Source organism: Nocardioides humi, assembly GCF_006494775.1.
Taxonomy (GTDB): domain Bacteria; phylum Actinomycetota; class Actinomycetes; order Propionibacteriales; family Nocardioidaceae; genus Nocardioides; species Nocardioides humi.
This window is the reverse complement of sequence record NZ_CP041146.1, coordinates 3,775,278-3,801,837: the sequence shown is the minus strand read 5'-3', so window position 1 is coordinate 3,801,837 and position 26,560 is coordinate 3,775,278. Positions and strand designations below refer to the sequence as shown.

At 72.6% G+C, this 26,560-nt stretch carries 22 protein-coding genes and 1 pseudogene; 6 read left to right on the top strand and 17 right to left on the bottom strand.

Annotated features, from left to right (window positions below):
- The first annotated feature begins 51 nt into the window (after nucleotides 1-51).
- Entirely contained in the window at nucleotides 52-834 is a 783-nt protein-coding gene (locus FIV44_RS18510) for an enoyl-CoA hydratase (RefSeq protein WP_141005732.1), read from the top strand.
- 17 nt (nucleotides 835-851) lie between these two features.
- Entirely contained in the window at nucleotides 852-1,658 is an 807-nt protein-coding gene (locus FIV44_RS18505) for an aspartate/glutamate racemase family protein (protein WP_141005731.1), read from the top strand.
- A gap of 16 nt (nucleotides 1,659-1,674) precedes the next feature.
- Here the strand turns inward: FIV44_RS18505 and FIV44_RS18500 are convergent, their stop codons facing one another.
- The 8 genes from FIV44_RS18500 to FIV44_RS18465 all read right to left on the bottom strand — a co-directional run bounded on the left by FIV44_RS18500 (nucleotide 1,675) and on the right by FIV44_RS18465 (nucleotide 11,684).
- Nucleotides 1,675-2,106: an SRPBCC family protein gene (locus tag FIV44_RS18500; RefSeq protein ID WP_141005730.1), complete on the bottom strand. Its 432-nt coding sequence runs from the start codon at nucleotides 2,104-2,106 to the stop codon at nucleotides 1,675-1,677.
- Nucleotides 2,107-2,143: 37 nt separating this feature from the next.
- Complete coding sequence (locus FIV44_RS18495) at nucleotides 2,144-4,477, bottom strand: acyl-CoA dehydrogenase family protein (RefSeq protein WP_219996082.1); 2,334 nt, start codon at nucleotides 4,475-4,477, stop codon at nucleotides 2,144-2,146.
- The gene (locus FIV44_RS18490) at nucleotides 4,474-4,965 is read right to left on the bottom strand and encodes a nuclear transport factor 2 family protein (RefSeq protein ID WP_141005729.1); all 492 of its coding nucleotides are present in this window, start codon (nucleotides 4,963-4,965) and stop codon (nucleotides 4,474-4,476) included. Before FIV44_RS18490 ends, FIV44_RS18495 begins: the two co-directional genes overlap by 4 nt.
- Entirely contained in the window at nucleotides 4,952-7,324 is a 2,373-nt protein-coding gene (locus FIV44_RS18485; protein WP_141005728.1) for a transketolase-like TK C-terminal-containing protein, read from the bottom strand. The genes FIV44_RS18490 and FIV44_RS18485 overlap by 14 nt, the downstream gene beginning before the upstream one ends.
- Nucleotides 7,325-7,353: 29 nt before the next feature.
- Complete coding sequence (locus tag FIV44_RS18480; RefSeq protein ID WP_141005727.1) at nucleotides 7,354-8,133, bottom strand: SDR family NAD(P)-dependent oxidoreductase; 780 nt, start codon at nucleotides 8,131-8,133, stop codon at nucleotides 7,354-7,356.
- Nucleotides 8,134-8,177: 44 nt separating this feature from the next.
- Nucleotides 8,178-9,218, bottom strand: coding sequence for an LLM class flavin-dependent oxidoreductase (locus tag FIV44_RS18475; RefSeq protein ID WP_141005726.1), 1,041 nt, complete (start codon nucleotides 9,216-9,218; stop codon nucleotides 8,178-8,180).
- A gap of 103 nt (nucleotides 9,219-9,321) precedes the next feature.
- Nucleotides 9,322-10,518 carry a CaiB/BaiF CoA transferase family protein gene (locus FIV44_RS18470; RefSeq protein WP_141005725.1) on the bottom strand — a complete coding sequence of 399 codons (1,197 nt, stop codon included), beginning with the start codon at nucleotides 10,516-10,518 and terminating at the stop codon, nucleotides 9,322-9,324.
- Nucleotides 10,515-11,684, bottom strand: coding sequence for an alpha/beta hydrolase (locus tag FIV44_RS18465; RefSeq protein WP_141005724.1), 1,170 nt, complete (start codon nucleotides 11,682-11,684; stop codon nucleotides 10,515-10,517). Before FIV44_RS18465 ends, FIV44_RS18470 begins: the two co-directional genes overlap by 4 nt.
- A gap of 148 nt (nucleotides 11,685-11,832) precedes the next feature.
- Between FIV44_RS18465 and FIV44_RS18460 the strand changes: the two genes are divergently transcribed.
- Nucleotides 11,833-12,981 (top strand): CaiB/BaiF CoA transferase family protein, encoded by a 1,149-nt coding sequence (locus FIV44_RS18460; RefSeq protein ID WP_141005723.1) that lies wholly within the window; start codon nucleotides 11,833-11,835, stop codon nucleotides 12,979-12,981.
- On the opposite strand, the gene FIV44_RS18455 is transcribed toward FIV44_RS18460, so the two are convergent.
- The 6 genes from FIV44_RS18455 to FIV44_RS18430 all read right to left on the bottom strand — a co-directional run bounded on the left by FIV44_RS18455 (nucleotide 12,965) and on the right by FIV44_RS18430 (nucleotide 19,820).
- Nucleotides 12,965-13,735: an enoyl-CoA hydratase-related protein gene (locus FIV44_RS18455; protein ID WP_141005722.1), complete on the bottom strand. Its 771-nt coding sequence runs from the start codon at nucleotides 13,733-13,735 to the stop codon at nucleotides 12,965-12,967. The two genes, FIV44_RS18460 and FIV44_RS18455, sit on opposite strands and share 17 nt — an antisense overlap.
- A complete protein-coding gene (locus FIV44_RS18450; protein WP_141005721.1) occupies nucleotides 13,735-14,856 on the bottom strand; it encodes a Rossmann-fold NAD(P)-binding domain-containing protein in 1,122 nt (373 codons plus the stop codon). The genes FIV44_RS18455 and FIV44_RS18450 overlap by 1 nt, the downstream gene beginning before the upstream one ends.
- Nucleotides 14,857-14,859: 3 nt before the next feature.
- Nucleotides 14,860-15,672 (bottom strand): SDR family NAD(P)-dependent oxidoreductase, encoded by an 813-nt coding sequence (locus tag FIV44_RS18445; protein ID WP_219996081.1) that lies wholly within the window; start codon nucleotides 15,670-15,672, stop codon nucleotides 14,860-14,862.
- 28 nt (nucleotides 15,673-15,700) lie between these two features.
- A complete protein-coding gene (locus tag FIV44_RS18440; protein WP_141005719.1) occupies nucleotides 15,701-16,267 on the bottom strand; it encodes a VOC family protein in 567 nt (188 codons plus the stop codon).
- A 20-nt stretch (nucleotides 16,268-16,287) separates the two neighbouring features.
- A complete protein-coding gene (locus tag FIV44_RS18435) occupies nucleotides 16,288-19,014 on the bottom strand; it encodes a branched-chain amino acid ABC transporter permease/ATP-binding protein (RefSeq protein ID WP_141005718.1) in 2,727 nt (908 codons plus the stop codon).
- Between the two features lie 77 nt (nucleotides 19,015-19,091).
- The gene (locus FIV44_RS18430) at nucleotides 19,092-19,820 is read right to left on the bottom strand and encodes an ABC transporter ATP-binding protein (protein WP_141005717.1); all 729 of its coding nucleotides are present in this window, start codon (nucleotides 19,818-19,820) and stop codon (nucleotides 19,092-19,094) included.
- Nucleotides 19,821-20,060: 240 nt separating this feature from the next.
- Here FIV44_RS18430 and FIV44_RS18425 point away from each other — a divergent pair, with 240 nt between their 5' ends.
- The 3 genes and pseudogenes from FIV44_RS18425 to FIV44_RS18415 all read left to right on the top strand — a co-directional run bounded on the left by FIV44_RS18425 (nucleotide 20,061) and on the right by FIV44_RS18415 (nucleotide 22,856).
- On the top strand, nucleotides 20,061-21,248 hold the full coding sequence (locus FIV44_RS18425; RefSeq protein ID WP_141005716.1) for an ABC transporter substrate-binding protein: 1,188 nt from the start codon (nucleotides 20,061-20,063) through the stop codon (nucleotides 21,246-21,248).
- Nucleotides 21,249-21,250: 2 nt separating this feature from the next.
- A pseudogene (locus FIV44_RS18420) lies at nucleotides 21,251-22,005 on the top strand (SDR family NAD(P)-dependent oxidoreductase).
- Entirely contained in the window at nucleotides 22,002-22,856 is an 855-nt protein-coding gene (locus FIV44_RS18415) for an alpha/beta fold hydrolase (RefSeq protein ID WP_181410684.1), read from the top strand. The pseudogene FIV44_RS18420 and the gene FIV44_RS18415 overlap by 4 nt, the downstream one beginning before the upstream one ends.
- Before the next feature lie 4 nt (nucleotides 22,857-22,860).
- Here the strand turns inward: FIV44_RS18415 and FIV44_RS18410 are convergent, their stop codons facing one another.
- The 3 genes from FIV44_RS18410 to FIV44_RS31450 all read right to left on the bottom strand — a co-directional run bounded on the left by FIV44_RS18410 (nucleotide 22,861) and on the right by FIV44_RS31450 (nucleotide 26,449).
- Nucleotides 22,861-23,967, bottom strand: coding sequence for a phosphotransferase family protein (locus tag FIV44_RS18410; RefSeq protein ID WP_141005713.1), 1,107 nt, complete (start codon nucleotides 23,965-23,967; stop codon nucleotides 22,861-22,863).
- 77 nt (nucleotides 23,968-24,044) lie between these two features.
- Nucleotides 24,045-25,226 (bottom strand): ABC transporter substrate-binding protein, encoded by a 1,182-nt coding sequence (locus FIV44_RS18405; RefSeq protein WP_141005712.1) that lies wholly within the window; start codon nucleotides 25,224-25,226, stop codon nucleotides 24,045-24,047.
- A gap of 107 nt (nucleotides 25,227-25,333) precedes the next feature.
- On the bottom strand, nucleotides 25,334-26,449 hold the full coding sequence (locus tag FIV44_RS31450; RefSeq protein ID WP_219996080.1) for an alpha-ketoacid dehydrogenase subunit beta: 1,116 nt from the start codon (nucleotides 26,447-26,449) through the stop codon (nucleotides 25,334-25,336).
- Nucleotides 26,450-26,560: the final 111 nt, after the last annotated feature.

The following is a 26,560-nucleotide window of genomic DNA, read 5'->3' as shown; positions in this document are numbered from 1 at the left end:
CATCTCTCATCGACTCTGGCGTGCAATAATCAAACACTGTAGTGTTTTGACATGTCCTCCGCCAGCCTGGTCCGGATCGAGCACGACGGACCGGTCGCCACGATCACGCTGAACCGGCCCGAGCGTCGCAACGCGCTCACCTCGGCGCTGATCGCCGAGCTGTCCACCGCCCTGCGCGACGCCGACGCCGACGCCGCCGTGCACGCGATCGTGCTGACCGGAGCGGGGTCCTCCTTCTGTGCGGGGCTCGACCTGCGCGAGCTCGGGAGCACCGGCGACAACATGCGCACGGTCGGTCCGTTCGCCGGTGAGCCCCGGCCCTGGCCGCGGCTGTCCACCCCGCTCGTGGGCGCGATCAACGGCCCCACCGCGACCGGCGGCCTCGAGATCGCACTGCACTGCGACTTCCTGATCGCCGCCCAGGAGGCGGCCTTCGCCGACACCCACGCCCGGGTCGGCGTGCTGCCCGGCTGGGGCCTCACCTACCTGCTGCCGCAGGCGGTCGGCGTCCGACGCGCCCGCGAGATGAGCCTCACCGGCCGGATGGTCGGCGCGGACGAGGCACTCGCCTGGGGCCTGGTCAACCACGTGGTCCCCGCCGCCGAGCTGCTCCCGACCGCCCGCCGGCTCGCGCTCCAGGCCGCGGACCTGGACCCGGCCCTGGCCGCCGAGTTCCTCGACCTCTACCAGGCCACCACCGCGACCACCCTCGCCGACGCCGTCTCGATCGAGGCCCGGCGCTCCGTCGCCTGGGCCGAGGCCACCTTCAGTCCCGAGGCGGTCGGCACGCGCAGCGACCAGATCATCCGGCGCGGCCGGGCCCAGCTGAGCTGACCACACCTGGAGGAGACATGCGGATCGCCCACCTGACGCCGCCCAGCGCGACGTACCTGATCCCCGAGCGGTCGACCTGGCCGGCGGACGTGACCGTCGAGGACGTGCTGGTGCGGGTGGACGTCCCGCTCGCCACCGACCCGGCCCGGCTCACCATCAAGGACCTCGTGTACGTCGATGCCGCGGTCACCGCCGAGCGCGCCGGGTTCGACGCCATCTTCGTCAACACGGTGGCCGACTACGGCGTCGACCTGATCCGCGGGACCACCGCGCTGCCCACCGCCGGCGCCGGCGAGTCGTCCATCGCCGCCGCGCTCTCCGCGGCGCCGTCCTTCGGCATCGTCACCGTGTGGCCCTCCAGCACGCAGATCTACTACGACCGCGTGCTCGCCGCCACCGGCACCGCCGCGAGCTGCACCGGCACCCGCTACGTGCTGGAGGAGCCCGAGCTCGGCGAGCACGGCGGGGGCGCGGGCGCGATGGCCGCCGCCCACGACCCCGGCTCGCCGATCGCCGCCCGGGTCCTGGCCACCGCGCTCCGCACGGTCGAGGAGGACGGCGCCGCGAGCATCGTGCTCGGCTGCTCGTGCATGAGCCGGCTGACGCCGATGCTGCGCGAGGCCCTCGACGTGCCCGTGGTAGACCCGCGTCACACCGGCTTCGAGGCCACCGTGGCCGCCGCCCGGGCACCGCGCGCGGAGGTCGCCGTGAACCCCGACACGACCGCCCGGATCGTGGCCGCCGTCGACGTCTGGCAGCAGCTCGGCGACTCCGTCACCTCCGCGTGGGACGAGGAGTGCGGCGACGCCTGCGCGATCGCCTGACCCGCCGGCGCCTGGCTCAGCAGCCGAGGTGGGCGACCAGATCGGCGGTGAAGGCCACGTAGCGGGACAGGAAGGCCGTGCGCATCTCCTCCTCGACCGCGGCGTCGCAGTCGAAGTCGCCGTACCACTCGACGAAGGTCGTGCCGGTGCTGGTCACCGGCCGGACCCGGATGGTCGCCAGATAGCTGCGCACCGGGAACGGGATCGACTCGGCCGGGAACTCGTACTGGTAGCTGCGGTCGCGCGCGTCCATGCTGACCAGGCGCTCGCGGGCGACTCCTCCGGTCGCGATGGTGAGCCGGCGGACGGCGCCCACCACCGGGCCGCCGCCTCCCTCGAGCTCACCGGCCGAGAGCTTGCCGACGAAGTCGGCGATCGACTCGAACCGGCCGAGCACCGCCCACACGTCGTCGACGGGGACGGGGGACGACGGTGCTGAAGTAGGCACGGGACATGGGGACCTCCGGGGCTCGGGGACTGGGAGACTAGGAACGCTGCGTGCGGCTCCACGGGACGTCACGGTCGACGCGGGGCTCGCCCGGGAGGCCGAGCACCCGCTCGCCGAGGACGTTGCGGAGCACCTCCGAGGTGCCGCCCTCGATCGAGTTCGCCAAGGAGCGCAGCCAGGCCTTGCGCGGATCGGTGGAGCCGAACACCGCGGAGGTGGCGCCGTCACCCTGGTCGTAGTCGTCGACGTAGAGCCCCTCGGCCGCGGCCAGCTCGACGCAGAAGTCGTAGCTCGCCTGGTTGCCCTCGGCCATCTGCAGCTTGGCGATCGAGCCCTGCGGTCCCGGGTCGCCGCCACCGGCCGCGGACCGCGCGCTGGTCAACCGCGCCGCCTCCGCCGCCGACCACAGCCGGACCAGCCGGTCGCCCTCGATCGGGCCCGCCACGCCGCGCGCCACCGCGCGGCGGTACGACGCGAGCGCGGTCGCGATCGGGCCGCCGTGCCGCGGCGCCCGGCTGCCGCCGATGGCGACCCGCTCGTTCATCAGGGTCGTCATCGCCACCCGCCAGCCGTCGCCGACCGCGCCCAGCACGGCCGAGCGCGGCACCCGCACCCCGTCGAAGCGGACCTCGTTGAACTCGGCCTCGCCGGTGAGCTGGCGCAGCGGCCGGACCTCGATGCCGGGAAGCCTCATGTCCAACAGGAAGTAGGTGAGGCCCCGGTGCTTCGGCACGTCCGGGTCGGTCCGGGCCAGGAGCAGGCCGTAGTCGGCGACATGGCCGAGCGAGGTCCACACCTTCTGTCCGGTCACCACGAAGTCGTCGCCGTCGGCGACCGCGCGGGTCGCCAGGCCGGCCAGGTCGGAGCCGGCCCCCGGCTCGGAGAAGAGCTGGCACCAGATGTGCTCGCCGGTGAAGCACGGTCGCAGGTGCGCCTCCTGCTGCTCCGGGTTGCCATGGGCGCGGATCGTGGCCATCGCCATCCCGAGTCCGATCACGTTGCGACCGGACCAGTCCCGCGCGCCGGCGGCCAGGAAGGCAGCCTCGACCTCACCCTGCTCGGCCAGTCCGGCGTCGTACCGGGCAGCGCGCAGGTCGCGGTCGGGCGTGCTCGCGACCGGATGGCGCGCCAGGAACGCCGCCACCGCCGGCGGCACCGGCGTCGTGTCGGTCGCCACGCCCGTCTCGGAGCCGGTCCGGGCGGCATCGGCGAGGAGCAGCGGCAGCAGCCGCTCGCGGGACCGGCCGGGCCCTCCGAGCAGGAGCTGCGTGGCCCGGGCTCGCTTGAGGTACAGGTGGGCGTCGTGCTCCCAGGTGAAGCCGATGCCGCCGTGCAGCTGGATCACCGCGGTCGCGATTCGCAGGTACCCGTCGGCGGCGACCGAGCGGGCCAGGTCGGCGGCCAGCGCCACCGCGTCGTGGTCGATCGGGCCGCCGTCGAGGACCGAGGCGCAGCGGAGCAGCCCGTCCCGGACGACCGAGCGCATGGACTCCAGCGTCATCAGCAGGTCGGCGCACCGGTGCTTGACCGCCTGGAACGAGCCGATGGCCCGGCCGAACTGGTGCCGGACGCGGGCGTGCTCCACGGTCAGCTCGAGGATCCGCGCCGCGCCGCCGACCTGCTCACCGGCCAGCACCAGGGCCGCGAGATGGTGGGCGGTGCGCAGCCGTTGGGCGACGCCGTCGGGCTCCTCCCGGTCGCCCGGTCCGGGGACGGCGACGGGGCGGGCCGCCGCGCGGCGCAGCACGACGGGCGCGACGTCCAGGGTCAGGTCCATCGGCGTCTCGCCGCCCGCGACCCGGCCGTCGGCGCGGTCCTCGACCAGGAACAGCCCCGGCCCGTGGGGCGTGGTGGCGACGGCCAGCAGCCGGTCGGCGGTCGTGGCGTCCAGCACCGCCGGCGCGGCCCCGTCGACGAACCAGCCGGTGTCCTCCCGGGTCGCGACCAGCGGCGAGCTCCAGGGCTCGGGACCGCTCGCCACGGCCGCCGTCCGCTCGCCGGCGGCGAGCTCGGTGAGCAGCTCGCCCGCGGCGGAGCCACCGGTGAGGACCAGGGGCAGCGTCGCGAGGACCGCGCTGGACAGGTGCGGGACGGGGCACAGGACCCGGCCGAGCTGCTCGGCGACGGCGGCCAGCTCGACGACCCCGGCCCCGCTGCCGCCGTACGCCTCCGGAACCGCGAGCCCGGGCAGCCCCAGCTGGACCAGGCCGTGGCGCAGGGGTGGGCGCCACGACGCGTCCGCGGACCGCTCGGTCAGCGCGGCGCGCACGACCTCCGGCGGGCAGGCCCGCTCCAGCCACCTCCGTACGGCGCTCGCCAGGTCGGCCGCGTCGACGCCGAGGTCGAGCGGGCAGCTCAGGACGTCACTCACGCGGGACCGGCCTCCTGGCGCAGGAAGGCCTCGGTCTCCCGCTTGAACTCGATGACGACCCGGCGCTCGCGGAACAGCCAGCGTCCGTCGACGCGGACCAGCTCGTCGAGGTAGTCGCCGACCACGCCGGGGCGGGTGTCGACGCCGAGTCCGTCCGCGCCGCGGTCGTCGCGGATCTCCACGGCGTAGGAACGTGCGCGGGCATGGTCGGCGGCGAGCACGTCGATGGAGATGTTGGTGACGACGTGCCGGGTGAGCCGCTCGGTCATCGCGGCCCGGCGGGCGAAGAACGCCCGCAGCTGGGCCTGCCCGACGGCCTCGATCGTGTTCGACCGCCAGGCGCCGTCCTCGGTGAACAGCTCGGCGACCTCGACGCTGAGGCCGTGGTCGAAGCGCCAGCCGTACTCGGCCATCAGCCGGCGACACTCCTCGACGGCCAGCAGTCGCTCGACCGGGTCGAGCGCGCGGGCGGGCTCAGCGGGTGCCATCGGGTCCTCCTCGTCGGCCCTGTTCGGCCAGGTCCAGGCCGGCGCGGACGATCGCGTCGGCGTCGATGCCGTGCACGGCGTACAGCTCGGGCAGGTCGCCGGACTGCCCGAAGCCGGACACCCCGAGCGTCCGGATCCCTCGGCCACCGTTCTCGGCGGCCAGGAAGGCCAGCGTGTGCGGGTGCCCGTCGAGCACCGTGACCAGGCCCTGCGGGCGGTCGAACAGGTGGTCCAGGATCCAGGTCTCGGCCACGTCCAGCCCGCTGCGGGCGCGATGGGCACGCAGCAGCCGGTCGGCGCTCGTCACGACCAGCACGTCCGCCGGGACGCCGCTCGCGGCCAGCCGGTCCGCGGCGGCGAGGGCCTCGGTCACCATCGCTCCCATCGCCACGATCGCGACGTCCGCGCCCGGCGCGGTGCGCAGCCGGTAGCCGCCGGCCAGCACCTGGCGGCGCCTCCGCTCCCGGGCCGCCGGGTCCGCCGGCAGGTCGGCGAGGCCCTGGTCCACGCCGCGCGTCGACAGCCGCAGGTAGGTCGAGCTGCCGTCCGGGCGGCCGAGCCGGGACAGACCGTCCAGCAGCGCCCACTCGACCTCGACGGCGAAGGCGGGCTCGAAGGCGACGCAGCCCGGCTGCTCCAGTCCGATCGAGGGGGTCGTGATCGACTGGTGGGCGCCGCCCTCGAAGCCCAGGGTGACGCCGGACGGCGTGCCCACGAGGATCGACTGCCCGCCGGCGTACATCCCGAACGACCAGGGCTCCAGCGCCCGCCCGACGAAGGGGTCGTAGACGACCCCGATCGGGAACAGCGGGTGTCCCCAGCGGCTCCAGGTCGCCCCGAGCTCGCCGAGCAGGCCGACCAGGTTGACCTCGGCGATACCGAGCTCGATGTGCTGGCCGGTCGGCCGCTCCGTCCAGTGCAGGATGGTCTCGCGGTCGTCGGCGAACCAGTTGCGCTTCTCGGTGCTCGACCAGGTGCCGGCCTTGTTCAGCCAGCCGCCGAGGTTGGTGCTCGACGCCACGTCGGGCGCGACCGTGACGACCCGCTCGGCCACGGCGGGTGCGGACCGGGTGAGGTCGAGCAGGGTGCGGCCCAGCGCCTGCTGGGTCGAGGTGCGGCCCTGCGGCGACCAGCCGAGGTCGGCGGGCACCGGCGGCGGCGCGACCGTGCCGGCCGACGGCCGCGCCAGCCGGGCGGCCGCCGCGGCGCAGAGCGCGGCCTCCGGCGTACCCGGGGCGAAGGCCGCCCAGGGGTCGTCCGGGTCGGCCCCGGTGCGTGCCGCCAGGTCGGCGAGCTGCTCGGGACTGAGCAGGTTGGAGTGGTTCTGGGGGTGGCCCGCGCTGGCCAGCCCGTAGCCCTTGACGGTGTAGGCGAAGAGCACGCTCGGGCGCGTGTCGTCGATCCGGTCGAAGGCGTCGAGCAGGGCGGCCAGGTCGTGACCGCCCAGGTCGCGTACGGCGGCGACCAGCTCCGCGTCCTCGACCCCCGCGAGCAGCCGCGCGATCGCCGGCGCCGAGGCGCCGCCGCCGGGCAACCGCTCCCGGATCTCCTCGGCGCCGCAGCGCAGCAACCGCTGGTACTCCGGGTTCGACATGGTGTCGATGCGCTGCTCGAGCAGCACGCCGTCCGGTCGCTCGAAGAGTCGCTGCAGCCGGCCGCCGTACTTCACGGTGAGCACCTGCCAACCCGCGGCGTCGAACATCCGCTGCAGCCGGGACACCGCGATATTGGGGACCACCCGGTCGAGCGACTGGCGGTTCAGGTCGACGATCCACACCACCTCGCCGAGGTCGGCGGTGCCGGGGTCCAGCACCGCCTCCCAGACCGCGCCCTCGTCGAGCTCGGCGTCGCCGACCAGCGAGTACTGCCGGCCCCGCCGCTGCGCGGGGACGGGCGTGCGGTCGTCGACGTAGCGGCGGGCCACGGCGCCCCAGATCGGCGCCGTGGCACCGATCCCGACCGATCCGGTCGAGTAGTCGACGCGGTCGGGGTCCTTGGTCCGGCTCGGATAGCTCTGCAGGCCGCCGAACTCCCGCAGCCGGGTCAGGTACGACGCGTCGAGGTCGCCGAGCAGGTGGTTGACCGCGTGCAGCGCCGGCGAGGCGTGTGGCTTGACCGAGACCCGGTCCTCGGGCCGCAGCCGCGTGAACCACAGCGCGGTCATGATGCTCACCATCGACGCGCTGGAGGCTTGGTGGCCGCCGACCTTGAGCCCCGAGGCGTTCGGCCGCCGGTTCGCGTGGTCGATCATGGCGGTGGCCAGCCAGAGCACCCGCTGCTCGATCGCGGCGAGCAGGTCGAGATCGTCGCTCCCGGCGGCCGGGGCCGGCAGCGCGGGCGCGGTGGTGGGCGAGGTCATCGCTCCTCCTTGCGAGGGTGGGGTGTGGGTCAGTGACCCGACATGCCGCCGTCGACCGGGAGCGTGATGCCCGTGACGTACGACGAGGCGTCGCTCGCCAGGAAGAGCAGCGCGCCGTCGAGCTCGTGCGGCTCGCCCAGCCGACCGAGCGGCGAGTGGTGGCCGACGAACTCGTCGAGCATCGGCCGCGGGATCTCGTCGGTCATGTCGGTGACGAAGTAGCCCGGCGCGATGGCGTTGACCCGGATGCCTCGGCGGCCCGACCACTGCTGGGCCAGGTCCCGGGTGAGGCCGACGAGTCCGGCCTTGCTGGCGGCGTACGCGGCTTGGGGGGCGAAGGACTTGATCAGCGCCAGCACGCTGGCGATGTTGACGATGCTGGAGCCCGGCCGCATCACCGCGCCGGCTGCCTGCGCCATCCAGTAGGCGCCGAGCAGGTTGACGTCGATGACGCCGCGGAACTGCTCGGGGGTCTCCTTCAGCGCGGGGACGGCGGTCCCGACGCCCGCGTTGTTGACCAGGATGTCGATGGCGCCGAGCTCGGCGACGGCCCGGTCGACGACCGCCGCGCAGTCCTCGGGGGACGCGACGTCGCAGCGCACAGCGAGGGCGCGGGTGCCACCGGAGCGGAGCTCCTCGGCGAGCGCGGTCAGCCGGTCCTCTCGGCGGGCGGCGAGCACCACGTCCGCGCCCGCCGCGGCGAGGGCCCGGGCGAACCCGGCGCCGAGACCAGAGCTCGCACCGGTCACCACGGCCACCTTCCCGGTCAGGGCGAATGACGCGACGCCGGCAGGGACCTTCTCGGGCACGGCAGCTCCTGGCTGGTGGAGGGACGAACGGGAGGGGACGACCGTCAGGCCAGCTGGGGGATGACCTTCTCGCCGAACAGCTGGATCGCCTCGAAGAGCTCGCCCTCGGGCATGCCGCCCATGTCCATGTAGGCGAGGTGGGTGGTCACCTTGAGCAGCTCGGAGAGCGAGGCGATCCGCTCGACGACCTCGTCGGGGCTGCCGACGATGGCAGGACCCTTGGTGGTGAGCCACTCGAAGTTGAACGCCCGCTGGTTCTGCTTCGGGATCGACGGGTTCACCTTGCCGAGAAGGTCGTTCATCCAGGCGTGGTACGCCGCATAGCGGGGCTCCCACTGCGAACGGGCCTTCTGGCTCTCGGGCGCGACCCAGACGTGCCAGCCGGCGCCGATCTCGGGCTCCCAGTCATGGCCGACCTGCTCCCACACGGCGAGGTAGTGGTCGACGACCTTGGTGAAGAAGGACGGGTCGCCGAAGGCACTGGGCAGCATCAGCTTCCAGCCGAGGCGGGCGGCGAGCTCGACCGACTCGAGCGAGCTGCCGCCACCGATCCACATGCAGTCGGCCGCGGCCTGCACCGGTGCCGGCTGGAGGGTCTCGCCGTTGATCGAGGGGCGGAACCGGCCCGACCAGTGCACGGGCTCCCCGCGCCACAGCTGGTCGAGCAGCTCGGCGTTCTCCTTGAACCGGTCGGCCGACTCCTCGAGCTCCTGGCCGAAGAGGGTGTAGGTCGAGGCGAAGAAGTTGCCCCGGCCGTGCACGACGTCGACCCGGCCCTGGGAGAGGACGTCGACGGTCGCGTAGTCCTCCGCGACGCGCAGCGCGTCGAGGTTGGCGAGCAGCGTGACCGCCGTGCCGAGGCGGAGCGTGCTGGTGCGCTCGGCGATCGCCGCGAGGACGACCGGCGGCGCGGAGTAGATGTACTCGATGCCGTGGTGCTCGCCCATGTTGATGCCGTTGAAGCCGACGCCCTCGGCGATCTGCGCCATCTCCGGGAACATCTGGTAGCGCCGTGCGTTCGTGCTGCGCTCACCGGTGACCGGGTCGGTGACGAGATCACCCAGCGACATCAGGTTGAACTTCATGGGATCCCTCTTTCTCGGCATCGTGCGCTGCGTCCGCGCACCCTTTCGGACAACCAAGAACCTAACAGTCTTTGGTTATTGGGTCAACCACTCACCGTTTGATTCAGCTCCCGGTCGCCGCGAGCCTCTCCGCGACCTCGGCCCGGAGCTCGTCGAGGAGCTCCGCGTTGTGCTCACCCAGCCGCGGCGCGCCTCGGGAGACCCGGCCCGGGGTGTGCGAGAGCTTCGGCACGACGCCCTGCATCGGCACCGTCTCGTCATCGAGCGCCGGGGTGGCGACGTCGATCACCATCTCCCGCGCGCGGTAGTGCGGATCGGCCAGGATGTCGGGCGCGGTGTAGATCCGGCCCGCGGGCACGCCGGCGTCCTCCAGCAGGGCGAGCAGCTCGTCGATGCCGTGGCGCGCGGTCCACTCCGCGATCGCCGCGTCCAGCTCGAGCTGCGCCGCACCGCGTTGGCCGTGGGCCCGGTACGGGCCGTCGGTGGCGACCCAGTCCGGCCGGCTCATCACCTCGGCCAGACGGGCGAAGACATTGTCCTTGTTGGCGCCCATCACCACCCACTGCCCGTCCAGCGTCGGGTAGACACTCGACGGCGCGATGCCCGGGAGCAGCGGGCCGGACGGCCCGCGGACCTGGCCGAGCTTGGCGAACTCGGGGACGATCCCCTCCATGTACATCCACATCGCCTCGTAGAGCGCGACGTCGACGACCTGACCCCGCGGCCGGTCCGGGCGCAGGTGGCCCGCCAGCAGCGCGAGCAGGGCCCCGACGAAGCCCTGGGTCCCGGCGAGCGCGTCGCCGATCGAGACGCCGACCCGCACCGGAGGCCGGTCCGGCTCGCCGGAGAGGTGGCGGAAGCCGCTCATCGCCTCGGCGATCGAGCCGAAGCCGGCCACGTCGCGCATCGGCCCGGTCTGCCCGTAGCCGGTGATCCGCACCAGGATGAGGTCGGGGTTCACGGCACGCAGGTCGTCGGGACCGACCCCCCAGCGCTCCAGGGTGCCCGGCCGGAAGTTCTCGATCACGACGTCGGCGGTCCGCGCCAGCTCGCGGAAGAGCACCTGGTCCGCCGGCGTACGCAGGTCCATGGTGACCGACTTCTTGCCACGCCCGATCACCGGCCAGTACAGGCCGACGCCCTTGTACATCCCGCCCCAGGTCCGCATCGCGTCACCCTCGGCCGGCTCGACCTTGATGACCTCGGCGCCCTGATCAGCGAAGAGGTGCCCGCAGAAAGGACCGCTGATGATGTGGCCGACCTCCAGGACCCGGAGCCCCTCGAGTGCGGCCGCGGTCACCGGCCGAAGCCGTTCTGCACCATCCACCCGTCGATGTGGTCGATCGCCGACTGGAGGTGCTTCTTCTGACCGCTGTAGTAGTGGTTCGCGCCCTCGATCACGCTGTACTGCTTCTCGGCGGTCGGGAGGGCCTCGTAGATCGCCTTCGGGTGCGCCGGCGGGCAGGCGTCGTCCCGCGAGTTCTCCAGGATCAGCACCGGCTTGGTCACCCGGGCGGCCGCGTCGACGGCGTCCACCTGGGCGGTGTCGAAGGACCACTGCGACAGCCAGCTGCGGGTCGTCGTGTAGCGGCCCAGCGCCGACGGGCCGTCGTTGACCAGCCGCGGATCGCCGAGGTAGGAGCCCGGGGCGCGGTCGTTGGGGTCGACCGCGCCGTCCAGCCAGCGCGGGTCGGCCATGGTGCCCTGGACGACGAAGCAGTGCTCCTCGTGCTCGCGGCCCTGCGCCTTCAGATCGGCCAGCCGCTCCTGTGCATAGGCCGTGATCCGGGCACTGCGGGCCCGCTGCGCCGCCCGGTAGGCAGCCACGAAGTCGGCGGAGTACGGCGGCTGGTTCGGGTTGTCGCCGGCGTACAGGTTCAGCTCCGGGTCGCGGACGTCGGGCCGGGACTCGTCGAGGATCGACGCGTCGAGGAAGTCGGTCAGCAGGTGATGACGGCTGCGGTGCGCGGCCAGGATCATGACACCGTCGGCCGCGCTGAGCTGGGCGTCCGCCAGCGGCGTGTACTCCCCCGCACCGGTCTGCGTGATGACCGGCTTCTCGGCCTCGCCCTGGTAGCCCATCATCAGCGACCCGCCGCCGCTCCACCCGGCCAGGATCACCTTGCGGTAGCCGAGTCGCTCCCGCGCGTCCTTGACGACCGCGCCCAGGTCGAGCAGCACGTTCTCCATGATCAGGGCGGCGTCGCCGTTGCCGTAGCGGGTGTCGCTGGCCACGACGTGGTAGCCGGCCCGCGCGAGACCGGAGAACATCGGCAGGTAGCCGGGCGACCCGATGGGGTGCATCGCGACCACACAGGTGTCGGAGTCCTGCTCACCACGCAGCAGCTGCGCGTGGAGGACGACCGAGTCGTCGATCGTTCCATAGACGTCCTTGCGGACCGCGTTGTCGCGCTGGACGACCAGGTACGGCGTCCGCGAGTACTTGACGGGTGCATCGGTTGACATCGGCGACCTCTCGCTCGTGCGGTGGCCCGCGGACTGCGGCGGGCAAAATAACCATACAGCGTTTGGAATACCTCGGCCAGAGTCTTTCCGAACAGTGGTAGGTTCCTGAGCCGCCGGCACCTGACCCCGTCGGCGGAGGAGGAACCCCATGACCGGCCCACTCGCAGGTCTGCGCGTGCTCGAGCTCGGCGCGCTGGGGCCCAGCGCCTACGCCACCATGCTGCTCGCCGACCTGGGCGCCGAGGTGGTCCGGGTCGACCGGCCCGCTGTCGACGCCCAGGGCACCGAGGCGATGGACCCCGCGCTGGACTTCCTCAACCGAGGCAAGCAGTCGGTCGCCATCGACCTCAAGCACCCCGACGCGGCCGAGGCCGTCCTCACCCTCGTCGAGAACGCCCAGATCGTGACCGAGGGCTACCGGCCCGGAGTCGCGGAGCGACTCGGCCTCGGTCCGGACGCGTGCCTGGCCCGCAACCCCGCCCTGGTCTACGCGCGGATGACCGGCTGGGGCCAGGACGGCCCCCTCGCCGCGATGGCCGGGCACGACATCAACTACATCTCCCTCACCGGCGCCCTCCACGCCGTCGGGCCCGCGGACGGCCCACCCGTGCCGCCGGTGAACTTCGTCGGCGACTGGGGCGGTGGCGGGATGTACCTCGTGGCCGGCGTGCTCGCCGCGCTCCGCGAGGCCGAGCGCTCCGGCACCGGCCAGGTCGTCGACGTCGCCATCGTGGACGGCGTGCTGCACATGCTGTCGAGTCTGCACAGTCTGCTGGCGCAGGGTCTGTGGGTCGACGAGCGGGGCGCCAACGCGCTCGACGGTGCGGCGCCGTACTACGGCGTCTACGAGACCGCCGACGGCGAGCACATGGCCGTCGGCGCGGGCGAGGTGAAGTTCTACGCCCGCCTGGTGGCGGCACTCGGCCTCGACCTGCCGGTCGAGCGGCAGTACGACCGCGGCCACTGGTCCGAGGCGCGGGCGGTGCTCGCCGACGCCTTCCGCGCTCGCACCCGCACCGAGTGGACCGCGTTCTTCGCCGACATCGACTGTTGCGTCACCCCGGTCCTCAGCCTGCGCGAGTCGGCGGAGCACCCGCATGTCCGGGCCCGCGGCTCCGTCGTCGACCGCGACGGCCGGCTGCACTCCGGGCCGGCGCCGCGCTTCTCCCGGTCGACCGCGGCCGAGCCCACCGCGCCCCCGGTGCCCGGCCAGCACACCGTCGAGGTCCTCGCCGCCGCCGGCCTGGACCCGGCCGCGCTGATCGATGCCGGGGTCGCGGTCAGTCGCGCGGACTGAGGTAGCCGCGCCGCTCGCCGGAGACGAAGGTCTCCCGGGCGGCGCGGGCGTCGCCCCGCATGTTGAGCTCGAGGGTCAACGCCGTCTCGGCGCGGTAGAGCTCCTCGATGTCGCGCTGCGCGCTGGCGTTGACCGCCTGCTTCGCGGCCCGCAGCACGGTGGCGGGCTTGCTCGCCATCACCTCGGCGAGCCGCCGGGCCTCGGTGAGCACCGCCGCCTCGTCGGGGACCGCGACCACGGTGCCGTACGTCGCCAGCTCCCGGCCCAGCACCGGCTCGCAGGTGAACATCGCCTGGCGCAGCCGCTTGTCGGGCATCAGGCCCATCGCCTGGACCGCACCACCGGTGGCCCCGTTGTCGACCTCGGCGAGCACGAAGGTGCACCCCTCGTCGGTCACGACGACGTCGCAGACTCCGGCGACCAGCACACCGAGGCCGATGCAGTAGCGATGGACCGCGGCGACGACGGGCACCGCGCAGCGGTGGATCCCGACGGTGAGGTCGGTCGACCCGGTGACCTGGCCGAGGATCCCCTCGAAGCCCTCGAGTCGCTGGACCTCCTTGACGTCGCCGCCGCCGATGAAGCCGCGGCCCTCGCCGCGCAGCAGCACCACGCTTACGTCGGGGCGCTCCGCGACGCCCTCGACGACCCGCGCGAGCTCGGCCAGGTCGGCGATGCCGACGGCGTTGACCGGTGGCGCGTCGATGACCAGCTCCAAGACGCCGGTGGCGCCGAGCTCCTGCCGGATCGCCATCAGCGACCGCGTTCGTCGACGGTGAGCGAGGGGACCTTGGGGTGCGGCATCGGGTGCGCCAGCGGTGGCGCCTGGTCGGGGGCCTCGGCGAGACAGGCCTCGACGGCCCGGGCGTACGCCGCGACCTGGCGGTCCTCGAGGTCGTAGTCGAACTTCCCGGTGTACATCGGGTATGCCTCGGGGGTCGGCGGGTTCTCCCGCAGCCAGGCGACGGTCTCGGCCAGAGCGTCGTACGCCGTGATCACGTCGCGATAGCCCAGCTGCGTGCGGATCTTGGACGCATCCACCGTCATGTGCGGCCGGCTCGCCGGTGCGAGGAACTCGTTCATCGCCGACGGTGCGATCAGCGACGGGATGCCGATGAAGTCGAGCTCGGCACCGCAGATCTGTGCCACCGTCTCCGCCCACTGGCGCATGCTGAACTGGTCGTCGTCGGCGACGTTGTAGGACTCGCCGTTCGCGAGGTCGGGCTGGTCCACGATCGCCATGATCGCGGCGGCGGCGTTGCGCGCCGCGGCCCGGAAGAACAGCCACAGGCCGTCGTCGGGCAGGATCATGTAGGGCCGATCGTCCTGGATCCGCTTCAGCACCGCCCACTCCCACGGGACGATATTGCGCGGCCCGTAGATCTGCGGATAGCGCACGTACGACGCCCGGTAGGCGCCGTCCGCGGCGCGTGCCAGCACCGAGCGCTCGGCGTTGAGGATCTGCATCGCGAACTTGGCCGGCACCTCCGCGGTGTCCGCCATCGGGCTGTCCTCGCGGGCGTTGACCTTCATGCCCCACGGCCGCGATCCCTGCGGCTCGATGAAGCCGCGGTACACCGGGACGCCGCCGACGCACACCAGCTGGCCGGTGCGCCCGGCGAAGTACTCACCGGTGACCTTCATCCGGCCGTAGGTCGCCACCACCACGTCCCACTCGGCGTCGCCCACCGCCTCCGCCAGCGTCTCGGGGAAGTGCGGGTCGGCGTGGAGGTGCCGCACATCGGGCAGGTCGGGCGGCTCGTGAGCCCCGCGGTGCAGCATCGTGACGTCGTGCCCGCGGTCGAGCAGGCCCTGCAGGATGTGCGGACCGGTCGGGCCGGTGCCGCCGATGACCAGGGTCTTCGGTGCGCTCATGGGTCAGTCCTCGATTCCACGGCTGGTCGCGGGGGCGAGGCCCTCGCTGAAGCCGGATTGGCCACCGTCGACGGGGATGACCGCGCCGGTGATGAAGCTGGACAGGTCGGAGGCGAGGAAGACGACGGCGTTGCCGAGCTCCTCGGGACGCCCCATCCGGTTGAGCAGGTGGGAGCGCTCGACCTCGCGGACCCGCTCCTGCGGGATCCCGCCGCGCAGCGCGGGGGTGTCGAAGACGCCGGGCACGATCGCGTTGCAGCGGATTCCCTGCGCGCCGTAGTGCACGGCGACGGTGCGGGTCAGGCCGAGGATCCCCGCCTTGGCGGTGTTGTAGCTCATCCGCCAGGTCGCGCCCGTGATCCCGCGGGTCGACGACATGTTGATGATGCTCCCGGTACCGGCCTCCAGCATGCCGGGGAGCACGTGCTTGCAGCCCAGGGCCGACCCGGTGAGGGTGACCGACAGGCTGGTGTTCCAGGCGTCGAGGTCCAGGTTGAGCGGGTCGCGATCGCGGTCCATCACCGGGCCGATGGTGAGCGCGGCATTGTTGTGCAGCACCGTCACCGGGCCGCCGAGCTCACGGCGGGCGGTCTCGACCGCGGCCGCCCAGGCGCTCTCGTCGGCGATGTCGTGGGCGGTGGCGACCGCCGTACCGCCCTGCTCGGCGATCGCGGCGGCCGTGGCCGCCGCGGTGTCGGCGTTCAGGTCGGTGACGAGCACCTTCGCGCCCGCGGCCGCGAGGGCCCGGGCCGAGGCGACGCCGAGTCCCGACCCGGCGCCCGTGACCAGGGCGATCCGTCCGTCCAGTGTTCCCATCAGGTCTGCTCAGCTCTCCTGTCGGTGTTCAGCGATTCTCGTGGTCGTACTTGTAGGCGGTCAGGACCGCCGGGTCCTCGCCCTCGTGGTAGCGGCGGGCGAGGTCGGCCAGGTCCACCCGGTGACCGACCGGGTGCCGCGCGAACGCGGGCGAGGCGAGGAACGCCGTCGCCTCCTCGTTGGTCGCGAACCTGTCGATCTGGAGCTCGGCCTGGTTGCCGTCGGGGTCGCTGTAGTACGCCGACAGGGTCGGCCCGTGGTTGACCACCCAGGTGGGTGGCACCCCGGCCGCCAGCAGCCGCTCGTAGGTGGCGACCAGATCCCCGAGAGTGGCGTAGGTGAACGCGATGTGGTCCAGTCCGGAGCCGGCCACCACCGGCTCCCCCACCTCCGGCGGCTGCACGATCGCGATCCGATGGTGCTCCTCGTCGAAGGTCAGGAAGGCGATGAAGTCGTTGCGGAAGACCACCTCGGCCTGCAGCACCTCTCGCCACCAGTCCACCATCGGCGTGAGGTGGCGGGTGCGCAGGACGACATGGGCCAGCCGGTCCGGGCGGGGCGCCCGGACGACGGGACGGGCTGCCGTCTCGGTCATCGCGGTCCTCTCCGGCCGGCTCAGCCGACCTCGGCGACCAGCGCCTCGGCCACGCGACCGTCGGGGTCGTCCTCGGCATCCCCACCCAGGTAGGCCTCCAGCACCCGCGGGTCGTGGCGCACCTCGCTCGGCGTGCCGTTCATCAGCACGGCGCCGGCGGTGAGCACCGTGACCTCGTCACAGGCGGCGAGCACCATGTCGACATTGTGCTCGACCAGCAGCACGCCCATCCCCCACTCCTGCGCGAGCTTGCGCAGCAGCCGGGCCAGGTTCTGGGCCTCGGCGTCACTCAGGCCGGCGGCCGGCTCGTCGAGGCAGAGCACCGACGGGGTGCTCGCCACGGCCCGCGCGATCGCCGCGAGCCGGCGGTGGCCCATGGAGAGCTGGCCGGGCTTCAGGTCCAGCTCGGCCATCAGGTCGAACTCCTGAGCGGCAGCCAGGGCGGCGCCGTTGAGCTTGATGGCGCCCGGCGCGACGAAGTCGGAGGCGTACTTGAGCGGGCTCCACGCCTCGCTGGCGATGGCCAGGTTCTCGCGCAGTGTCAGGTCCTCGAACAGCTCGAGCGACTGGAACGAGCGCCCGAGACCGGCCGCGAGCCGGGCCTGCGGCGTCATCCGAGTGAGGTTGGCGCCGTCCAGCTCGACCCGGCCCGCGTCGCAGCGCACGAAGCCGCTCACCGCGTCGATGACGGTCGTCTTGCCGGCGCCGTTGGGCCCGATCAGGCCGTGGACCGTGCCGGGCTCGACCACGAAGGAGGCGTCGGCGACGGCCACGACGTTGCCGAAGCGGACCCGGACCCCGTCGACGACGAGCCGACGGGCGCGCACCGGCTCGGGCGTGACCCGCTCCTCGACCGCGGCCTCCGAGACGACCGGCGCCGGCTTGGCCCGGCGGAACCGGTGCGCGAGGCCCTTGACCATGTCGACATTCATCTGCCACAGGCCCGACGGGTTCTGGACCAGGATCACCAGCAGCATGACTCCGCTGATGAGGGGCAGCCAGGACTCGATCGACTCCACGTTGTGGAGCAGCTCGGAGCCCACGCCGGACGGCATCAGGGTGCCGCCCACGACACCGCCGCCGACGTACCCGACGCCGCCGACCACGGTCATCGCGACCGCGCTGATCGAGTTGAAGGTGTCGAAGTTGATCGTCACGACGCTGAAGCTGCGGAAGGTGAGCACGACTCCGGCGATCGCGGCGATGCCGGCGGCGGCGCCGAACGCGAACAGCTTCGCGGCGAAGACGCTCACCCCGAGCGAGGCCGCAGCACGCTCGTTGCTGCGCACCGCGAGCAGCCGGCGACCGACGGCGCCACGACGCAGGTTGAGGACGCCGATCGCGACGAGGAACAACAGTGCGAGCGCCATGATGCCGTAGCGGTCGGGCGCGAGCAGGCCACTGACGTCCTGGCCGAAGATCGTGATCGGCGGGATCACGATGCCGCTGGTGCCACCGGAGTAGTCCGTGTTGTTGAGGACGATGTTGAAGATCACCACGGCGAGGCCGAGGGTCACGATCGCCAGGTTGATGCCCCGGGTGCGCAGCGCAGGCAGGGCGACCAGGACGCCGAGCAGCGCGGTGATGACGACGGCGCCGACCAGCGCGAGCAGGAACGGCCAGCCCTGGTCCGCGACCAGCCGCGCCGCGACGAGGGCGCCGAAACCGGCGAGCACGTACTGCGCGAGGGAGAGCTGGCCGGCGTACCCGGTCACGAGCACGATCGAGACGCAGAGGATCGCGAAGCCGATGGTCACCGTGAAGGCGTTGGTCCAGGCGATGTCGAACACCGAGGTGAACAGCCACGCCATCACGGCGAAGCCGATCGCGGTCGGGATCCAGCGGACCCGACCGGTTCCGACGTCGGCCATCCGGTCGAGAACGTGGCTGCGCAGCGGGATGCCGCGGCCGCGCAGCACCATCACGATCACGACGATGATGAACGGCACGCTGGCCGACCAGCCCGGGGCGCTGACATAGCGCGCCATCAGCGACTCCACGACGCCGAGACCGATGGCGCCGCCGAAGACGATCGGGAAGGAGTTGAAGTTGGCGATCAGGCCGACGGCGAGCGCCGGGATCACCAACATGGCCAGCACCTGCGGCTGCAGATAGGTGATCGGGGCGATCAGGGCGCCCGCGAGGGCGGCCACGGCCGCGCCGATCGCCCAGTTGACGATGGCGATCCGCTCCGGCGAGTGACCGAGGCTGGCCGCGACCAGCTCGTTCTCCGCCACGGCGCTGGTGGCCCGGCCGAAGGTCGTGTACCGGTAGACCCACCACAAGACCGCGGTCGACAGCGCGCCGAGGAAGAACAGGATCATCCGGTCCGCCCCGATGAACACGTCGGAGGCGACCTGGATGCTCTTCGTCGGCAGCAGCGACGGCGCCGACTTGAGGTCGCTGCCGTAGATCAGCACGGCGGCCGAGACCAGCACCATGAGCACGGCCAGCGTCGAGATCACCCGCAGCAGCGCGGAGGACTCGCGCATCGGCCGCAGCACGAGCACCTGGACCAGGGTCCCGAGGACCGCGCCCACGAGTACCGCGAACACGAGCCCGATCCAGCGGGGGAGCTCGAACTCGACGGTCGCGTGGTAGTAGGCGTAGCCGCCCACCATCACGAAGCCGCCCTGGGCGAAGTTGAGGATGCCGGAGCCGCGGTAGACCAGCACCAGGCCTTGCGCGATCAGCGCGTAGAGCGCACCGGCGCCGAGACCGATGAGGACGTAGCGAAGGATGTCCATGGGAGGATCTCCAGGAAGGTGTCGAGGCCCGTGACGGGCGGTCGGCGAGAGGGCGGGATCGGCCGGGAGGGCCGGGGTCAGCTGGCGACGGACTCGTCGTGGTCGGCGAGGTAGAGGCGCTGGATCTCCTCCAGGCCGCCGTCGGAGGCGCCGGCGGCGACGACCTCGCCACGGCGCATGAGGTACCAGCGGTCGGAGACGTCGAGCGCGCGCCGGGCCTGCTGCTCGACGAGCAGCACGCCGATGCCGAACTCGCCCACCGCGTCCCGGAGCGCGGCGAACAGCCGGTCGACGATGATCGGCGCGAGGCCGAGGGACAGCTCGTCGGCGAGCAGCACCCGCGGCCGGCGCGCCAGCGCGCGGGCGAGCGTCAGCATCTGCTGCTCACCGCCCGAGAGCAGGCCGGCCCGGCGGTCGAGCAGCTTGCCGAGCTCGGGGAACAGCTCGACCGCGGGCTCGATCCCGCCGCTGCCGAGCAGCAGGTTGTCGCGCACCGACATCGACATGATCACCGAGCGCTCCTCGGGCACGAACCCGAGGCCGGCCCGGGCCCGGCGGTGCAGTGCGCCGGTGAGAGGCGTGCCTAACCAGGTGATCTCTCCGGCGATGGGAGGCAGCTGGCCGGCGAGGGTGAGCAGCGTGGTCGACTTCCCCGCGCCATTGGGACCGAGCAGGGCCACGATCTCGCCCGGGCTCACGCTCACGTCGAGGTCGCGTACGACGGCCAGGTCGCCGTAGCCGGCGACCAGCCCGCGGGCACTGAGCGCGACGCTCCCCGTGCCTGTCTCAGGGGCAAGAACTGTCATCTCTGTCCTCCGCGGAAAAGGTCGGCATGGTCTGTGACGCCGAGCACATCCGATTGTAACGCTGTTTGGTTATTCGTCCAGCCCCTCGCGGCAACCGGTTCCGATTCGACGCCGATTCCCTGCACCTTCCGGGGTTTTCGGGCCAGGCGACTCCCTCGCGACGGCCGCGAAGTGGGGCTTGCGACGTGATCGGCGCCACAGCTAACGTAACAGCGTTGGATTATTCGAGAAGGGTTGCTCATGCCTCGTCGCCTCGTCACCACGCTCCTCGCCAGCGCGCTCGCGCTTCCCCTCGCCGCCTGCGGCGACGAGGGTGGTGATAGCAGCGGCGGCTCCGCGGACGGACCGATCAGGATCATCTCGATCGGCTCCTTCGAGAGCGCCGTGTTCTCCACGCCTCAGATCGAGACCGCCCTGCGGGCCAAGGTCGCCGCGATCAACGCCGACGGCGGGATCGACGGCCGCGACGTGGAGCTGACCGTCTGCAACGACAAGTTCGACCCCAACGAGGCGACCGCCTGCGCCCAGCGCGCGGTCTCCGAGGGCTTCGTCGCGGTGGTGGGCGGCGCGTCGCCGTTCTCCCCCCAGTTCCTGCCGATCCTGGAGAAGGCGAAGATCCCGCTCGTCGCCGGCAGCGCCAGCTCCGGCGCCCCCGAGCTCGAGAGCCCGATCTCCTTCCCGGTCAATGCGGGCGCGCCCGGCATGTCGCTCGGCAACGGCCGGCTGGCCGCGGAGGCGGGTGACGACACCGTGGTCGTCGCCTCCGACAACGACGGGTCCCAGACCGGAGCCGACCTGACCATCAAAGGCGCCGAGGCCGCGGGCGCCACGATGACCAAGGTGACCATGAAGCTCGGCGCGCCCGACGTGTCGGCGACGGTGGCCGGCATCCTCGAGCTGCACCCGGACGCCGTCGCGCTCCAGGTGGTGACCGAGGACGCGCTCAAGGTCGTCAAAGGCCTGCGCCAGGCCGGCTACGACGGCGCGATCACCGGGCCCGGCTCGCTGTTCCCGCCCGCCAGCCTCGAGGCGCTCGGCGAGTTCGCCGAGGGCGTGCGGATGACCAGCCGGGTGGTGCCCTCCACCGCGACGGACATCCCGCAGGTCAAGGAGTTCGTGGAGCAGATGACCGCGGAGGACCCGGACGCGCAGCCCGACGACCTGGCGCTGAACGCCTGGACCGGTCTGACCCTGCTGGCCGCGGTGATGAAGGGCCACGACATCACCGACGGCGCCTCGGTGATCGCCGCGTTCGGCGACATCGACGAGCCCATCGAGCTCGGCACGGTGCCGGACTACCCCGGGATCCCCGACACCCCGGATGCCGAGGAGTACGCGCGGGTCCCCGTCTTCGCCACGGTGCCGAGCGTCGTCGAGAACGGCGCGGTCAAGCTGGACGGCGACTTCTTCAACCCGCTGGCGTCCTGACCGTGGCCGACACCGACCCCACGGCGGCCGCACGAGCCGTCATCGTCACCGGCGGCGCCAGCGGGATCGGCGCCGCGACCTGCCGCACCCTGGCGGCCCACGGCTTCTCCGTCGTGGTGTCCGACCGCCAGGTCGCTGCCGGGGAGGCGGTCGCCGCGGAGGTCGGTGGGCTGTTCGTCCGTCACGACGTCGGCGAGCCCGCCGACTGGCACCGCGCTGTCGAGGCGGCCACGGACCGCTTCGGCGGCATCCACGGGCTGGTCGCGGCCGCGGGCGTGAAGAGCGAGTATCTGCTCGACTCGCCCGAGGACCCCGGACTCTTCGAGCGCACCGTCCGGGTCAACCAGTACGGCGTGCTCCTCGGCCTGCAGGTCGTGGGTCGCCGGCTCCGCGAGGCCGGAGCCGGCTCGATCGTCACCATCGCCTCGGCCGCGGGGATGCCGCCGGCCCAGAGCCCCGACCTGGCCTATGTCAGCACCAAGTGGGGCGTGCGCGGCCTCAGCCGCACGGCTGCCCGCGCCCTCGCCCCCACGGGGTACGGGTCAACACGGTGCTGCCCGGGCTGATCCGCACCCCGATGATCGCGGGCGTCGTCGACGCCGACCCCGAGCGAGTGCGGCAGATCAGCGCGGCCATCCCCCTGGGTCGGATGGGGGAGCCCGAGGAGATCGCCCGGGCGGCGTACTTCTTCATCTCGGACCTGAGCAGCTACGCCACCGGATCCGAGCTGGTCGTCGACGGCGGGAGCCTGGCGTGAGCGTGCTGCGCTGGCAGGCGCCCGGCGGGCCGACGCTCGTGGGTGAGCGGCACTCCGGCGCCGGCCCGCTCGTCGTCCTCCTGCACGGCGGGTTCCAGAACCGGAGCGCCTGGCGCTCGGCAGTGCCCGAGCTGCAGGCCGCGGGCTACGAGGTCGTGACCTACGACCTGCGCGGGCACGGCGACAGCGATCGCTCGCCCACCGGCCGTTACGACGTCGCCGACCACGCCGCCGACCTGCGCGCCCTGCTCGAGCTGTTGGACCGGCCGGCGGCGCTGATCGGCGCCTCCCTGGGCGGCGGCGCGGCGCTCAGTGTCGCCGGACATCGCGACCGGGCCGTGCGCGACCGCGTCGCGGCACTGGTCCTCGTCGACGTCGTCCCTCGTCTCGAGGAGGGCGGCCGCGACCGGGTTCGGGCGTTCGCCGCCGACCACGCCGCCGGCTTCGCCAGCCTGGAGGATGCCGCGCAACGCGTGGCGTCGTACGTCGGGGGGACGCCCCGCGCCGGACGCGGCCTCGAGCGCAGCTTGGTCCTCGGCGAGGACGGCCGGTACCGCTGGCACTGGGATCCGGCACTCGTCGACGAGGGTTTCGACGCCTACGGCGACCAGCTGGTCGCCGATCAGCTCGCGGCCAGCCGTAGACTCGAGCTGCCCACTCTGCTGCTGCGCGGCGGGAGCAGCGACGTCACCAGTCCCGGCGCCGTCGCGGAATTCCTCGCTGCGGCGCCGAAGGCCGTCTTCCGCGAGATCCCGGAGGTCGGGCACATGGTCTCGGCGATGCCGAACCACCCCTATCTCACGGCAGCCGCCGAGTTCCTGTCCGGGCTGGATCTGCCGACGGCCCGCTGACCTCTCAGCTCTTGGCGAAGTGTGTCGCGGCGCCTTCCACCCGGTCCCCCAGCAGCCGCCGCAGGATCAGGGTGCTGCCGGTCTCGATCCCTGCGCCGGGAGCCGCGGGCATCCAGCCGGCGGCGATCGACACCTGGGCCACCCGCATCACGTTGATCGCGCTCTGCGTCGCGAGCGCGACCTCGTAGTAGGGCAGATCGTCGAGCGCGCGCCCGGTCAGCGCCCGGTAGTGGTCCAGCTGCTCGGCACCCGTCGGGAACCCCTCGGGCCGCGGGACGCCGATGCCCTCGGTGAAGTAGCGGTCCGCGAACATCCAGTGCGCGACGTCGTGGGCCGGGCTCGCGACGCAGGCGAACTCCCAGTCCAGGAGGGCCGCGACCTCGGTGCCGCCGGGCTCGAAGATCAGGTTGCCGAACCGGGAGTCGCCCCAGTTCAGCACCGCGTCCTCCTCCTCGGCGGGTCGGTTGTCGCGCAGCCAGGCCAGGCCGCGCTCGACGTGGACGTGGGCCGAGCCCAGCTCGCGCGCGACGTAGTCGTAGTAGGCCTCGTAGAAGGCCAGCCGCAGGTCGAGCGCCGTACGACCGGGCTCGGGGCGCTCCAGCGAGGGGATCTCGACCGCGGCGAGGTCGACCGCGTGCACCGCCGCCATCGCCTCGACGGCCGCATCGTGCAGCCGGCGCCGCGCCCCGGGCGGCAGGTCGAGGATCCAGCCGCCCTCGGTGTACGGCGGACTGTCCGCGGGCGGGCGGCCGGCGACCCGCCCCATCAGCAGGTACGGCGTGTCGTCCTCCTCGCGGCCGCGCCACAGCACCCGCGGCACAGGCACCGCGCTGTCACCCAGCGCGGCCATCACCTCGCCCTGCAGGTCCAGGGTGGGCAGGTGCAGGAAGGTGGGTCCGGCCGGTGGCGTCCGCAGCACCAGCTCGCGGCTCTCGTGGACGCTGCCGTCGGGCCACTGGACGCGGAACAGCCAGGTTCCGTTGGAGAAGCCGCCGCTGGTCGGCGTGGACACGTGGTCCACGACCACGTCGTCGGGGTCGGCTCCCTGCTCCAGCAGCCAAGGTCGCAGGGCGGCGAGCAGTCGCCGGTTCGCTGCGGGGTCGGTCGCCATGGCGTCTCCTCCTGTGCCGGGTCGGCAAAGCGCGCCGGTGGCCGGGCGTCGCCCGACCACCGGCTGCAGATCGTCGCTCAGCCCTCGAGCGGGTCGAAGAACTCGCCGTCGGGGACCACGTGGCCGCCCTCGATGGTGCTCGGCTGCACCTCGAAGACCGCGACCCGCGGGTACTCGTCGTGCGGCACGCCGCCGCCGAGGCCCGGGTAGGCCGGGTAGATGCCGAACAGGTCGATCGGCTCCTTGATGTCGGCGAGCGCGGCGATGGCCGACTGGCCGTCGGTGATGTCGTGGCCGGCGAACGCGGCAGCCGTCAGGCGTACGGCGAGCCAGCCGTTGAGGCTGATGTCGTCGATGGGGGCGTCGGCGTCGATCCCGTGCACCTCGTCGTTGAACTTCTGGATCATCTCGTTCTCGGTGTACGACGCCGGGAGTCCACGGCCGGCGAGGACGATCCCCTCGGCCTTGTCGCCGAGCGCCTTGATCGAGGCGGGGTTCACGATCGAGGCGGGGCCGGTGATCGGGCCGGTGAACCCGTTGTCACGCAACGCGCCGACGATCCGGGTCGCGGTGTCGCCCGAAGCAGTCAGCACGACGCCGTCGGGGTCCTGGTCGAGGACCTTGAGCGCGGTCGGGTTGTAGTCGGCGGCGGTGGCCGGCGCGACGACCTGGGTCATCTTGCCGCCGGCGCCCTCGATGCCGAGCTTGGCGTTGTCGACGCTGGCCAGGCTGGAGCCGACGTCCATCGGCACCACCACGACGTTGGGGCCGCCGCGCTCGACGGCGAGGCGACCTGCGCCGATCACGAACGCGGTCGAGCCGGCGTTGATCGGGTAGAACGCCGGCTGCTCGCTCTCCGCGACGCCGTCGCCACCACCGGGTCCGATGAACGGGATCTTCGCGGCCTCGAGCACCGGCGCGATCGCTGCGGTGTGCGGCGTCATGCCGCCGACCACCGCGACGACCTTCTCGCTGACCGCGCGCTGCGCGCAGGCGGTCGCCTCGTTGGGGTCGAACTTGTCGTTGCAGAACAGGACCTCGAGGTCGCGACCGTCGATGCCGCCGTCCTCGTTGACCGCGTCCACCGAGGCCTGGATCGCGGTCTTGAGCTGCGGGATCGAGTACGTCGAGCTCTCGAACGACGCGATGGACATGATCTTGACGGGGCCGTTGGCGTCACTGCCCGTGTCGTCATTGCCGCAGGCGACGAGTGGCAGGGCAAGGGCGAACAGCGGGACGAGCCTCAGCATGCGACGCATGAGCAGCGCTCCTTAATCAAACGGTGTTTGGTCGATGTGACCATACAGTGACGCCGATCACCGCCACAACCCCCGAACCACGCGCGGTTCCCCGCGAGCCGGCAGGCTCACGGGACGCTGTCGACGGTGCGCCGTACGGCCTCGGCGATCTGGCGCTGGCCGACCACCCACTCCCGCTCCAGCGCCGGGGCGTAGGGCGCCGGCGTGAAGGGAGCCGTCACCCGCAGCACCGGCGCGTCGAGCGACCAGAAACCCTCGTCGACCGCGCGCGCCGCGATCTCTGCGCCGATGCCGAAGTCCGACACGGCCTCGTGAGCCACCACCAGCCGGTTGGTCTTCGCCAGCGAGCCCAGCACGGTCTCCCAGTCGATCGGCGCCACGGAGCGCAGGTCGACCACCTCGACGGAGATGCCCTCCGCGACCAGCTCCTCGGCGACGGCGAGGCTCTCCCGGGCCATCCGCGACACCGCCACGACCGTGACGTCGGTGCCCTCGCGCAGGACGGCGGCCTTCCCGATGGGGACGACGTGGTCCGGGTGGAAGCCCGGGCCGGACTTCTCGTAGAGCAGCCGGTGCTCGATCACCACGACCGGGCTGTCCTCATGGATCGCGCTGCGCAGCAGGCCGTAGGCGTCCGCGGGCGTCGAGGGCATCACGACCTGGAGCCCCGGGATGTGCGCCAGCATCGCCTCGATGCTCTGCGAGTGCTGCGCGCCGGACGACCGACCGGCCCCGAACTGGGTGCGGATCGTGAGTGGCACCGAGACCTTGCCGCCCGTCATGTAGCGCAGCTTCGCCGCCTGGTTCATCAGCTGGTCCAGGCACACGCCGAGGAAGTCGGCGTACATGATCTCCATGACGGGGCGCATCCCGGCCATGGCGGCGCCGACGCCGGCCCCGATGATCGCCGTCTCCGCGATCGGGGTGTCCCGCACCCGGCCCGGGAACTCGGCGGCCAGGCCGCGGGTCAGGCCGAAGACGTTGCCGCCCTCACCGACGTCGATGCCGGCAACGAAGACCGACGGGTCGCGCTCGAGCTCGTAGCGCAGCGCCGCCTTGACCGCCCGGCTGTACCGGGTCGGCTCGGGCGCCTCCGGCCCGGTCGGGAGCGGCGTCTCGGCGACGGTGCGCGGCGTGGTGCGCACGTACTCGAAGAGGCTGCCCCGGTCCGGCTCCGGTCCCGCGAGCGCGGCCTCGACCGCGGCCTCCACCTCGGCGGCCACGGAGGCGTGGACCGCCGCGATGTCGTCGGCTCTCCAGCCCGCGGCCGCGAGGTGCTGCTCGGCGATCTGGATCGGGTCCCGCTCAGCCCAGGCCGCGACCAGGTCGGGGTC